Annotated in this window: 5 protein-coding genes and 1 pseudogene; 2 read left to right on the plus strand and 4 right to left on the minus strand. The window is 41.9% G+C overall.

Features of this window, described 5'->3' with window-relative positions; translation table 11 throughout:
* The first annotated feature begins 380 nt into the window (after positions 1–380).
* Positions 381–2921, plus strand: coding sequence for a TonB-dependent receptor domain-containing protein (locus tag ACESQI_RS18485; protein WP_373126715.1), 2541 nt, complete (start codon positions 381–383; stop codon positions 2919–2921).
* 82 nt (positions 2922–3003) lie between these two features.
* On the opposite strand, the gene ACESQI_RS18490 is transcribed toward ACESQI_RS18485, so the two are convergent.
* The gene (locus ACESQI_RS18490; protein ID WP_007483542.1) at positions 3004–3429 is read right to left on the minus strand and encodes a hypothetical protein; all 426 of its coding nucleotides are present in this window, start codon (positions 3427–3429) and stop codon (positions 3004–3006) included.
* Positions 3430–3661: 232 nt separating this feature from the next.
* On the opposite strand from ACESQI_RS18490, the gene ACESQI_RS18495 reads away from it, so the two are divergent.
* The gene (locus ACESQI_RS18495) at positions 3662–7261 is read left to right on the plus strand and encodes a hypothetical protein (protein ID WP_373126717.1); all 3600 of its coding nucleotides are present in this window, start codon (positions 3662–3664) and stop codon (positions 7259–7261) included.
* Positions 7262–7719: 458 nt separating this feature from the next.
* Here ACESQI_RS18495 and ACESQI_RS18500 read toward each other — a convergent pair whose 3' ends face one another.
* From ACESQI_RS18500 to ACESQI_RS18510, 3 genes and pseudogenes are all read right to left on the minus strand, one after another.
* Complete coding sequence (locus ACESQI_RS18500) at positions 7720–9078, minus strand: glucoamylase family protein (protein ID WP_025867079.1); 1359 nt, start codon at positions 9076–9078, stop codon at positions 7720–7722.
* A 176-nt stretch (positions 9079–9254) separates the two neighbouring features.
* Positions 9255–11609: pseudogene (locus ACESQI_RS18505) on the minus strand (glycoside hydrolase family 3 N-terminal domain-containing protein); the annotation flags it as partial.
* A 451-nt stretch (positions 11610–12060) separates the two neighbouring features.
* Entirely contained in the window at positions 12061–13590 is a 1530-nt protein-coding gene (locus ACESQI_RS18510; protein WP_373126719.1) for a RagB/SusD family nutrient uptake outer membrane protein, read from the minus strand.
* Positions 13591–13651: the final 61 nt, after the last annotated feature.

Below are 13651 nucleotides of genomic sequence, written 5' to 3' on the forward strand. Positions count from 1 at the left end.
ATGATTTTGAATCCCATAGAGCCTACTTTGCAAAAGTGACTTATCAAACACGGTTCAACTAAATTGAAGAAGAACCAATCTTGATATGCAAAAGTGTACATTCTTATATGATAAAAGTGTACATTCTTGTAGTTGTTGATTATCAGTGTTTTATAGTGAGTGTTTTAATCAAATCTCCTGGTTTTCTTTATAAATCTCGGTTTCTTGTGTATCAGTTATTTTCTAAAGATGTATTCTTTGATATCTTTTCAGCTCTCTTTTTACTTTCTTAACTCCGAATGTTTCGTAAGAGGAAATAAACTGCCTATTTTTGTCGCAATACTATAAATAAAGACTATGATATCTGTCTTAGTAAACTATAAATTAGAACCGACAACAACATGAAAAGCAAGTTACTACCATTATTGATGCTCTTTATTGTATCAAATGCAGTCTATGCACAAAACACGACATCTCCTTCTTATTCACTAAAAGGCGTACTTCTTGACTCTTTAACTCTGGAAGGTGAACCCTATGCTACTATTAGGATTGTGAAAAAGTCGCAGCCGGATAAGGCAGTAAAGATGGCAGTTACCGATATGCAAGGAAAATTTCAGGAAAAGATTAATGCTGTGCCGGGTATTCATACGATTACGATTACCTCTATAGGAAAAAGTACTGTGATTAAAGATTTTGAGGTGAAAGTGAATGAGAAGATTATTGATTTGGGCACTTTGTACACTTCGGAAGCCACCAATGAACTGGGAAGTGTTGAGATCGTTGCGCAGAAACCGTTGGTGAAAGCTGATATAGATAAAATAGAGTATAATGTGCAGGATGATCCGGACTCTAAAACCAATACAGTACTGGAAATGTTGCGTAAAGTCCCTTTGGTAACGGTGGATGGCGAGGATAATATTAAAGTTAATGGTAGTAGTAGTTTTAAGATTCATGTGAATGGGAAACCGGATAACATGATGAGTGACAACCCCGTGGATGTTCTCAAAAGTATGCCGGCCAATACGATCAAACATATTGAAGTAATAACAAATCCCGGTGCGAAATATGATGCTGAAGGAGTAGGCGGTATTCTTAATATCGTAACGATAGGAGGGAGTGGATTTAAAGGATATACGGCAACTTTTAGTGGTAATGTAAGTAATACGGGAGGTGGTGGAAGCTTGTACACTACTATAAAAAAGGAGAAACTGACCCTTTCTGCACGTTATAATTATAGTGCTAACAATAATCCTCGTAGCTATTCAAGTTCTACTCAGCGGCAGAAACAGGAGTCTGCCAATAAGGAGACGGTAATTTTGTCTGATGGTTCCAACAAAGGAAAAGGCAATTTTCAGAGTGGTAACCTGGAGGCAAGTTATGAGATAGATACTCTGCGTCTGGTAACAATGGGATTTGGTATGTATGGAGGCAATAATGATAGCAATGGATATAACGAATCAATAATGAGAAATGCTGATCCGGCTTCTTCGGAAAGTATTTATTATTCATACAAGAACGATAGTGAAAGTGATGGTTCGTGGTATTCTATCCGTGGGAATGTCGATTATCAGCGTACATCAAAAAAGGTAAAGGAGCGTATGTTCACCTTTTCTTATAAAGTGAGTACGCGCCCTCGTACCTCTAATTCAAAATTAGGCTATACCATTAATCATGTTGAACCCGATTGGGAAGATTATGTGAATACTGTTCTTGACGGACATAGCTCTGATGAAAAGCAGAATAGTTCGGAGCATACTTTTCAAGCAGATTATACGACTCCGATAGCTAAAATACATACGCTTGAAACAGGTGTGAAATATATTATTCGCAATAATAAAAGTGATAATAACCGTTATGACAAGGTAGGTGAATATGATGCGGACCGCAGTAGTCACTACAAACATCTGAATGATATACTGGCCGCATATGCCGGGTATGCTATTAAGGTGAAGAAATTTTCGGGCAGGGCCGGTATACGTTATGAACGTACTATGCAGGATGTGAAATATACAGAAAAGCCGGAAGAGAGTTTTAATGTGAATTTTGATGATTTTATACCTTCGGCAAGTTTTGGTTTTAAAATTACAGAAATGTCGAATGTCCGTGCAGGTTATAATATGCGTATCTGGCGACCAAGTATCTGGTACTTGAATCCGTATTTGAATGATGCTAATCCATCTTATATAAGTCAGGGAAATCCATCGTTGGAAAGCGAAAAGAGTCATTCTTTTAATATTAGTTATAGTAATTTTACGCAGAAGTTTAATATTAATATGGCACTAAACTATTCGTTTAACAATAATGGTATAGAGCGGATAACAACTCTGATGAATGATAATGATATTCCTGGATTGAAAGAACATACAGGCAAGGAGGTACTTTATTCTACTTATCAGAATTCGGGTAAGAATAGCAGTCTTGGATTAAGTGGTTATGTTAACTGGAATGCTTCGCCTAAAACGCGTGTTTATATGAATCTGTGGGGAAATTATTCACGCATGGAGAGCCCTTCTCAGGGATTGAAGAATAGTGGGTGGAATTTATTTGCATACGGTGGTGTGCAGCAAACATTGCCGCTGGAGATCCGGCTGAGTGTAAACGTAATGGGAAGTACACCTTATGTCTCTTTGCAAGGCAAGGGAAGTAGTTATTATGACTACAGTATTAGTGTGAACCGCTCTTTCCTTAAGGAGAAACGTCTGACAGTGAGTGCTTTCGCCGGAAATTTCTTTAAGAAATACATGACGAATAAAAATATGGTGAACGGAGATAACTTCTGGCAGGAGAGTTCCTACCGATACTCTCGCCAGCGTTTTGGTATGAGCATAAGTTACCGGATTGGTGAGCTGAAAGCCAGTGTGAAAAAAGCTGCGCGTACCATTGAGAATGATGACGTAAAAGGTGGTGATGGCGGCGGTGGCGGCCAAGGTGGAGTAAATTGAATAACAGAAAAGCCTGCATTTTTTCGAAAAATGCAGGCTTTTCTGTTTACGCTACAATCTTTCTGATAAAATCAGGCAATAATTACATATCCTGACTCATCTTATTTTGTGGAATGCACGGAGCGTGGCTCTGTTCTTCTTTCTGTATATTTATTTTTTTTGCCATTTCAAATTTTACTTTCAACTCCGTCTTTTCTTCTATCAACCGTTCGATTTTTAAATCCTTTTCCCGTAGATATTGAATTAATTCTGCTAATGATGGACTGTTCTCTGTTTGCGTAGTTGTTTTTTGCTTGATCATCTCTCCTTTTCCGGTTATTAACCATTCTGCATCGACCCAAGTAAATGTTTGAAGTATCTTGGCCAAAATATCAAATCCCGGCTTATTTCTCCTTTGTACAACTATTCCTCTAATTGTTTGATCTACAACACCTATCTTTTTCGCAAAAGAAGATACATTTAGATCTGAGTAGTTAATTATTTCTTGTAATCTATCAATTATATCCATACTATATTAAAAAAATAATCAATTAATTGTTTTGTTATATCAAATAAATGTTTGATATTTGCGCCGTAATAGGGCTATGCTACGGCTAAATTACTAAAAAAACGGCATTGATAATACATGTCGTCCAACTTTTAAATGATTGATGAGTAGCAGTTTGGGAAGAATTTACACAATAGCGACATATACGAAACTTAGTGTTTAATAATATATTATTAATGTAATTTTTTAACTTATGAGAAAAAAGTTTGTAACTGTGGCGCTCTTAGGAACGCTAATTTTTACATCTACGAATTTCGTTGGATGCAAGGATTACGACGATGACATCAATAAGCTGCAAGAACAGGTTGATGCGCTGAAGTCTATTTCTATTTCAGATTTAGCATCTCAATTGCAATCACTGAAGGATGCCAATGGCAATCTGAGTGTCGCAAATGCTAAGATGGAAGCTGCTATTGCTGAGATTAAGACCAACATTGAAGCATTGAAAGAAGCAGATAAGACTCTCACCAGTCTGGTGAACGGAAAGGTGGATCAGGCTACTTATCAGGCAGCTATTAAAGAGCTGAATGAGAAATGTACTGATTTGGCTAATAAAGTAGCTGCTTTGGCTTCTTTGGAAACTGCCGTTAATGATTTGAAGGCAAACAAGGTTGACAAGTCGGCGATTGACGAGTTGAAAAAGACGATAGAGAAATTGCAGAGCCAAGACTCGGATTTTGCTACCAGAATCGGCAAACTGGAAAATACGGTTGAGAGCCTGAATACTGTGTTGGCAGGTAAGGCTGACCAAACTACAGTTGCTGCATTGTCGACAGCTATCGACGAATTAAAGAAAAGTGTTGCTGGGGTGGATACAAAAATAGCAGCTGCACTTGATCCGATTCAAAAAAGCATAACTAAACTGCAGGAAGATCTTGCAAAGAAAGCTGATGCAGCTACCGTAGCCGCTGATATCGAGAAGGTGAAGTCGGAAATGACAGCTGTTACCGATGCTCTTAAGACAGAAACCGCTGCTAATCTGGCTACTGTGAAAGCTGAATTGGCTGGTAGAATTGCAGCTTTGGAAACAGCTAAAGGACAGATGGATGTCCAGATCGGTAAGCTGGAAACAGATATTACTGCATTGAAAGAGCGTATTACTAAACTGGAAAATCAACCGGCTACAGATCTTAATGCTGTGAAGGCTGATATTGCAGCTAATAAAACAGCAATTGATGGTGCTTTGAGTACAATCGGTAGTATTCAGGGGACGATTACCGGCATTGAGGATAGACTTGATGGGCTTGGAACAGAAGTAGGAGCTGTAAAGAAATACATTGATGATGCCAATTCTACATTGAACACTGCTATTACTGCAAAAATTGCTACTGATATAGCAGCTGCTGTAAGTAGTTTACAGAGCGAATATGCACAGGCAGATGCAGAGCTTGCCGGACGTATTGAAACATTGGAAGGGCTTGATGTATTTGATAAATCTGACTACGATGGATTAAAGCAAAACTTTTCTTCTTTAAAGGAAACTGTAGGTAATGAAGAGTCCGGTTTGATTAAGCAATTGAATGATCTTGAAGTTACAGTTAGTAATTTAATTACAGAAGCTCTTGCAAAGACAGGTCCTGGTACTATTGACCAGGCTATTGCTAATAAAATTCAGAATACGCTGGAGAACAGTGCTGTTATCAAAGCTGCTATTGAGGCTGCAATTTCTGATGTAACAGGCAAAGTTGATAAGATAGACCAGGAGTTGAATTCTGTATTGGAACGTATCCAAAGTATTGTATTTGTTCCTCAGTATAAAGATGCAAACGGTACTACCATTGTTCCTGCCTATACTATTAATGGTGTAAACGGTACAGTAGAAATGACATTCCGCATTGCTCCTGCTGAAAAAGTGGCGGATCTTGTTAAATTAGCGCTTGTTAAACCTGAGATCTTCTCATTCTATCAGGAAGATGCATTGGAAACAAGAGCTACAAGTGAAAGCTCATTGAAAATTGTTGCAGGTGGTGTTAAAGCCGGAACCAGTGCAGGTACAATTGTAATTAAGGCTAAAGTGAGTGATGGACTGGTTGATAATCTTTATCCGGTTGCTTTGAAACTTGCTACATCGAAGGAATATGGTACGGAAGAAGAACCGAATAGTAAACCTGTAAATGATGTTACAACTGATTACTTTAATCTTCGTGTAAAGGGTATTACTAACGGAACTTATGCTCTTTCTCCTTCATCAAAAGAGATAGCATATACAGATGTTGAAGAGAAACCTGTTAGCCTGTTTAAAGTAAACTATACGGATGGAAGCAGACCGTTGACGCTGGCTGAATGTGGATTTACTCAGAATCTGGAAGTATACTCTATCTATTGTACAGCAGAAAGCAGATGGGTGGTGTTGGCTTCTACAGCTTCAGCTGACGTGAATGCAATTAAAGCAGAATTAACGGCTAAGGGATTTGAAGTAACAAAAGCTGCTGTTAAATTGAAATCAGTGAACATTAATAATGTAGGTAATGAACTCAAGGTTAAACTGGTGGATAACAACGTATTTGGAGTTAATACACAAAGTGTACCTAATAAACAATTCGAGGTAACCTATACTGTGACCAATAATACAGAAGGTGCTACTATTGCTTATGGATCAATAGTTAAAAAGGATCTTCAAGCAGGGTCTTCTAATGCATTTACTGAGAAAAACGGTGCATTTATGTGGTCTGGTAATGCTTCTAATGCAGCACAAACCTTTATCATCAAGGCTAATAAAGCTAATAACTTTACAGATCAACTTATAGCCGGTGCTACTGCACAAGAGATTTTGGATGCTATCAAGAATCTGGCTTCTGCTAAGGTTGAACATAAAGTGGGTAATGCTCTTGCAACTGCTGCTCAACCTACATTTAACTTCGATGTTGATGCTGATAAGATAACGGTTACTTTGCCTGCTAATGCAGAGCGTAAGACTTATGCAATGAGTACGATTTACCATACTGATCTTTATGGTGATATTACTCTGACTGCTACTTTGAACCTGTCTTATCCTACAGCTGCTGACTTGTTGAAACATCAGGAAGTACGTTGGACGGATGCCAAGACTTATTTCTTGGAATATGATAAACCGGCCGGTGATGCTGCATATCTTATCAATAATGAATTGAGCATTGGTTACTTCTACTATTCAAATGATGTAGACTATATCTATGAGTTAGTTCCGACTAAAGACTTGAATGGTGACCGTACCATTGATGCAAGAGACATTCCTGCAGGTGTGACATTGGATGCTGACGGCAATATTGAATTTACTGAATACGTTGATTTGTCAGAATTCAAAGTTAAACTTTCTGCGAAAATTGCATCGAATGTAGCCGCATCCGAAGAATTCAGTATCAAGATGTATTATCCGTTGAGCGAGCAGATTTCTTCAAAGGATCTGACATATAAGAAAGAGGATATTCTTCTTGGCAATGCGCTGGATGTTGCTACTGCTCTTAACTTGAAGGATCGATTTGGAACAGATGTTATCACAAAAGGTGCGATTGTAACTTATGGTAAGACTGTATATACTATGGTAACAGGAACTAAACCTGCTTCAGAAACAGGACAAGTAACTTTCACTGAAACAGACCGCGTTCGTTATATCGTTAAAGATGGTAAAGTGGGAACTACGGATCAGACATTGTCTGCTAAGGAATATTTCAATATTGTTGGTGGTAAATTCTCATTGAAGAAAAACATCAATCTGACTAAGCCTGTAACTGTAGAAGTTGAAGCTGCTGTTGATTATGTTTATGGTACTCAGAAGAGTGCGAAGTTCACTATTACTATTGAACCAACCGAGTAATTCATTTTAATAAATGGAGAGGTCATTTTTAGTTGAAAGAAGATGGCCTCCTCCTTTGGATATATTGTTTGTTTCTGAAATTACTTCTTGTGATAAGCCGTAATTTCAACAATCAGGCTGCTATATTTCATCTCTACCAGATGGCCTGATTGTATTTAGGCAAAAGGGTACTTCCAGTTCATCCCGGAAGTACCCTTTTATATTCATACCTGAATAGAAATGAGCGAAACTCACCACAGAGTATCACAGAGTTCCACAGAGTCGTATTTATCTGATAAAACGCTGATTAACACAGATTAAAAGACTGTAGTTCTTTATCATACATTTGTTTCCCTTTGTGAAAGTCTGCGTTCATCTGCGTTTCAATAAAGATTTAAACCCTGTGGATTTCCGTGTTACTCTGTGGTGAAATACATTCAACTCCGTACGAAGAAGTAACGGCTATACCTTTTCTTTTTTTAAGCCGGCTTGTTGAATCCTAACTTTTTCAATCCTGCCTGAACATCCGGATGACTCATGAAAAGTTTCCATAATAATCCGGTGCGGTAGTTTTCAATCATTACTGCTATTGGTCCTTGATCTATGGCAAGATAGCGCTGTGGATACCAGTTGTCAGTTTCGCTGAATGCATCATAAAAACCGTAAGGGCCAAATACTTTGTCTCCCATGTTATAAAGATGCTGCATCACCTGCAAAGAATACTCCGGTGTATATACAATGGATGACAAGGCAGCAGTAGGAGAGATGACTCCTAAATCTTCCCGTTCATTGGGGGAATGGGCGGCATAACCATTTACCGAATAACTGGCGGTCAGCCCCCAACAGTCCGGACCAAATCCTTTGTAGTGCTTTGGATTGCGGATACAGTAAGCGCGGTTGACAAGCGTGAGGTTACGCATTTCATTGAAATAACTTGGGCAGTACTCGTCTTTCAGTCCTACGGGATCAAGCCCCAGGAAGGAGTATTGCGCCCAGAAGAGCGGTCCGGCTTCGGTTCCCTGATAGCGCAGATGAAGGTCGATACCCTCTACTTTGTGCGGAGATACAATGGCTCCGTTCTGTGCCCATCCTTCGTGATATACAGCGGCAGGAACACCGTGAGTGGGTGATGCTGCGGCAAGTATATACATAATGAGACATTCATTATAGCCATGAACGGGGAAGTCCATGTCCCAACCGTATTCCGGACTCCAGTGCCAGTAGAGCACGTTCTGTCCTCCTTTGCGGTACCAGTTCCAGTCTACCTCCCGCCAGAGTTTATCTATTCTTTGTGCCAAGGCTTTTTCCTGTGGAGTTCCGTCTATATAATACTGGTGTACTGCAAGTAACCCTTGCATGAGGAATGCTGTTTCTACCAGATCTCCGCCATTGTCTTTTTGTCCGAAGGGTTTCACCTTTCCTGTTTCACCCTGCCACCAGTGCGGATAAGCACCTTTGAAGCGGTCGGCACGTTCAAGGAAGGAAACTATTTTCTCCATACGTGCCAATCCGTCTGTACGTGAAACGTAGCCACGGTCTATACCTGCCAGGATGGCCATAATACCAAAACCACTACCGCCGGAAGTAACAACGTCCGGTCCACCGGCGGGATACTTACCGTCCATGTGGATACGTTCGGGAGCAAGACCACTGTTGGGCTCGGCTCCCTCCCAGAAATAGAGAAAGGTACGTCGCTGAACTGTGTCCAGCAATGCGTCTGTAGTCAGACTGTCGGTGAGAGAAGCGTCTTTCTTATCACCTGATTTTTTATTGTTCTGACACGCCCCTGTTGCCAGTAAGAGGCAACAGAGGAGTGTATAAAAAGAGATATGTTTCATGTCTTTGTTAATTGAAAGTTGAAAGTTGAAAATTGAAAGTTGCTGTGCAGCGTGAAACCTTGTTTAATTGACAGTTGACAGTTGACAATTGACAGTTGCTATGCAGCATGATTGCGCAGCCAGTATACAGCGCAGCAACTGTCAATTGTCAACTGTCAACTGTCAATTAAACGAACGCGTGCCGTTTGTACATCTCTGCTATTAGGCCCTATCATTATGCTGAAGTCTCCGGGTTCTACCACATATTGCAGGTCGTAGTTATAGAATTTCAGCATTTCGGGTGCTATCTTGAAAGTAACAGTGCGTGTCTGGCCGGGCTGGAGATAGATTCTTTCAAATCCTTTCAACTCTTTTACCGGACGGGTCGTACTGCCCACAAGATCACGGATGTAGAGCTGTACAACTTCTCCGCCGGGGAATGCTCCGGTATTGGTAACGTTTACAGAAGCTGTCAGAACTCCCTGCATATTCATACTGGTCTGGCTCAAACTGATATCACTGTATGCAAAGGTGGTATAAGAGAGTCCGAAACCAAATGGATAAAGCGGTTCGTTCGTTACATCAAGGTAATTGCTGCGGAATTTCTCGAACCATTTACCGTCGTGTAAGGGACGTCCTGTATTTTTGTGAGCATAGTACAAAGGTATTTGTCCTACGTTTTGCGGAAAGCTCATGGTCAGTTTTCCACTGGGGTTAACGCGACCAAACAGTACATCACCAATTGCATAAGCAGCTTCGCTTCCGCCAAACCATACATTGAGGATGGCAGGTACGTTGGCTTGTTCCCAGTTCAGAACCAGCGGACGGCCTGTGAACAGTACTAATACGACCGGCTTACCGGTAGCGACCAATGCTTTCAATAACGTTTGTTGTACATCCGGCAGATCCAGATTGGTACGGCTGCTGCTCTCGCCACTCATCTCAGAGGATTCTCCCAAAGCGGCTACAATAACGTCTGCTTTGTTGGCCGTTGCTATTGCTTCTTTTAGCAGTTCGGCATCCGTACGGTTGTCACGGTTTAAAGAACGGCCAAACATGGTAGCGCGTTCTTCGTAAGCGGCATCACTGATCAGATTGCTACCCTTGGCATATAGTAGATTGATGTCAGCTCCGTTTTCCATCAGAGGAATATACCACGGTTCATTCGGCTGGTTGAGCGGCATTTCGTCCATTCGGCCTACCATTTCGCGGAGTCCTTCAATGAGTGACGGTGAACGGTCCAGCACGGCTGCTACACTCCATGTGCCCGGCATATTCGTCCGGGTATCTGCCAACGGGCCGATAACGGCAATCGTTCCGGTTGCTTTCAGGGGGAGGGTCTGATTGTCATTTTTCAAGAGCACAAAGCTTTCTGAGGCAATGCGGCGGGCGGCATCCCGGTGTGAGCGGGTGAATATGTCGCGTGCCGGACGTTTCGGATCACAATATTTATATGGATCATCAAATAATCCCAGTTTATATTTGGCTTCCAAGATACGACGACAGGCGGTGTTTAGGGTCATCATAGAAACCTTTCCTTCCTGAATCGACTTTTTCAGTGTACTGACAAAACCGTCACTCACCATATCCATGTCTACTCCGGCATTGATGGCACGGGCTGAAACGGTTTGGAGATCACCGATACCATGGTCGATCATTTCGGAAATTCCGGTATAGTCGGTTACTACAAATCCACCGAATCCCCACTGACCGCGAAGAACATCTGTCATCAGCCATTTATTGGCTGTGGCGGGTACTCCGTCTACTTCGTTGAATGAAGCCATCACACTGCCTACTCCTGCTTCAATGGCAGCTTCAAAGGGAGGGAAGTATTCGTTGTACATCCGTTGGCGGCTCATATCAACCGTGTTGTAATCCCGTCCGCCTTCTCCTGCTCCATAAAGTGCAAAGTGCTTGACGCAAGCCATAATTTCATCATTACGTTTCAGCTGGCTTGACGGCTCTTTTCCCTGATATCCGTTCACCATGGCCCGGGCAATGAGTGAGCCGAGGAACGGGTCTTCGCCGGAACCTTCGGATACTCGTCCCCAACGCGGGTCGCGGCTGATGTCCACCATAGGGCTGAAAGTCCATGAGATACCGTCTGCACTTGCTTCGACAGCAGCGATACGGGCAGATTCTTCAATGGCCTTCATATCCCACGTGCATGATAAGCCCAGTGGGATGGGGAAGATTGTTTCGTATCCATGAATGACATCCATGCCGAATAACAGAGGAATACCGAGTCGGGAATTCTCTACGGCAAGTTTCTGTACGTCGCGGATTTTTTCTACTCCTTTCAGGTTGAAGAGTCCGCCTACTTCACCCCGTTTTATTTTCCCGGCGATGTCGCTGCTCTTGGCCTGTCCGGTGGTGATGTCACCGGTCACGGGAAGATTGAGCTGGCCAATCTTTTCATCCACAGTCATCTTCTTCATCAATGCATCGATGAAACGATTCATGTCTTGTGGAGACTTTTGTGCCTGAACGCTGATTGTACCACTCAGGACAATTGCAAACAGAATACTTAGTTTCTTAATTACTTTACTCATATTTGTTTTTATTTATAATTGATTTGAACTGACAGGCTGATAATATCTTCTTTTATCCTATCCGGATATCACTGTATATGGCATAGCAGTGTTGATATTTATAACTGTTTTTAGCGTCGCCATATATGATATGCTGATGTACCCTTCAATGACACAGGTGTGTCACCTCCTATAACATCAGTGTGTCACCACCTATGACACAGGTGTGTCATCACCTATGACATACGTGTGTCATTGAAGGTGACATCAGCATGTCACTAAAGCTGCCTTATTTATGTATCTATATCCCTTTAAAGGTAGAACTTTTTATGGGTGTAAGTCTATGAATGACAGGAGATTATTGTAGGTTGGGTTTATACCCTTCGGTGTGCTGATACAGCTTGCCTCTTTCTTCTCTATTCTCCCTCTATTTTATGATTTCATGGACTTTACACTAAATTAATTGATGTCATTAATAGTCAGGATTTTGTACCAATACTCCTTTCGATTTATCTATTTCCGTTTGTGGTAACGGCAATAGTGCATTCTTGGGCTGATAATTCAGCTTTCCTGCTGCATGAAGCACTTCTGAGGCAATGCCCCAGCGTACGAGATCATAGAAACGGTCGAACTCCATTCCAAGCTCTACCCGTCGTTCGTGCCGGATGGCGTCACGAAGCACGGTCTGATCCATCGATTCTATCTTTGGAAGAATATTCGGATTGTTGCCACGTGCCCGTGCCCGTACCATTTCAAGATCGGCATTGGCTTCTCCGGTCTTTCCCAACTCATTGGCAGCTTCGGCCGCCATTAGCACTACGTCTGCATAGCGGATGAGCCGGATGTTTACCCAAAAACCTTTATTGGTATACTCACGCCGCAAGGCCGGGTCTGTATACGCTTTCTTGTTGAAGGCGCGTCCCATAGCCTGAGATACAGGCGATTCATTGTAAGGGGTATTTGTATTTTCAGGAGTGATCGGATCTGTCTCGTTCTTACGGAAGTAGAGAAGGGTTGCGTCTCTACGTGGGTCTCCCGCTTCATAGGCATTATACAACTCTTCAGTTGCCATATTGAATCCCCAGCCAAGATCCCATTGACTTGCGCCACGCACTCCCTGTACTTCACAAAACTGGCTACCTATTACGTCGCTGGCGGGCATTGCTGCTGTAGCTGTACATTGCAGTTCGAAAATAGAACCACTGTTATTCTCACCTTCGTCTGTAAATATCTTCTCGTAGGGAGTATTCAGATTATAAAGTCCGCTTGACATGACATCGTTGGCGGCTACATAAAGGCTGTCCCAATTATTGCGCATCATGAACGTACGTGCATGGAGCGAACGGGCGGCCCCCCAGGTAAGGCGGCCCAGGTATTCTGTTGTCCACTGTTCCGGCAGTAGCTTTTCGGCTCCGGCAAGATCCTTGTCTATTTGTTTGTAAAGATTCTCTGCGGTGGTTTTGGGCACATTTGCCTCCGAAGAATCATTCACTTTAAAAGTGATCAGAGGAACTTCGCCGAAAGCACGTACCAGGTTAAAGTAGCAGTAGGCACGGAAGAACATCGCCTCTCCGCGATTACGGAGATCTTCTTCCGTCAGCTTGCCGCTCGCTTCACTCTCTTCAATAGAGGTAAGGATGTCATTGCACTGGAAGATGATTGCATAGTTCTGACTCCAGTATCCACCCAATAAACCATTGGTAGGAGTATAGATGAAATCGTCGTACATTTCTGCGATGTCCGAACCATCACTGCTTATACTGCCTTTTTCGGCATCTTCACTTCGGAAACTATGGATGGCGAATGCCGGTGTCCCTGCAGTTATGTTAAAGTTACGCATCATGGTGTAAACGTTGTAAATCTTGCCATTTACCAATGCGTTCGGATCGTCGTCTTCTGTAAATTGCCCTTGCGGACTACGATCTAAAAAGTCGTTACAACTTGTCAGTGTCATCGCCCCGATAACTAATGACAAGGATAATATATAAATATATAGTTTCATAATTGCTTTCTTTGATTATTATTTAATTGACAATTGACAGTTGACAATTGACAGTTGCTAT

Origin of the sequence: Bacteroides sp. HPS0048 (assembly GCF_964240755.1) — a bacterium.
GTDB lineage: Bacteria > Bacteroidota > Bacteroidia > Bacteroidales > Bacteroidaceae > Bacteroides > Bacteroides nordii.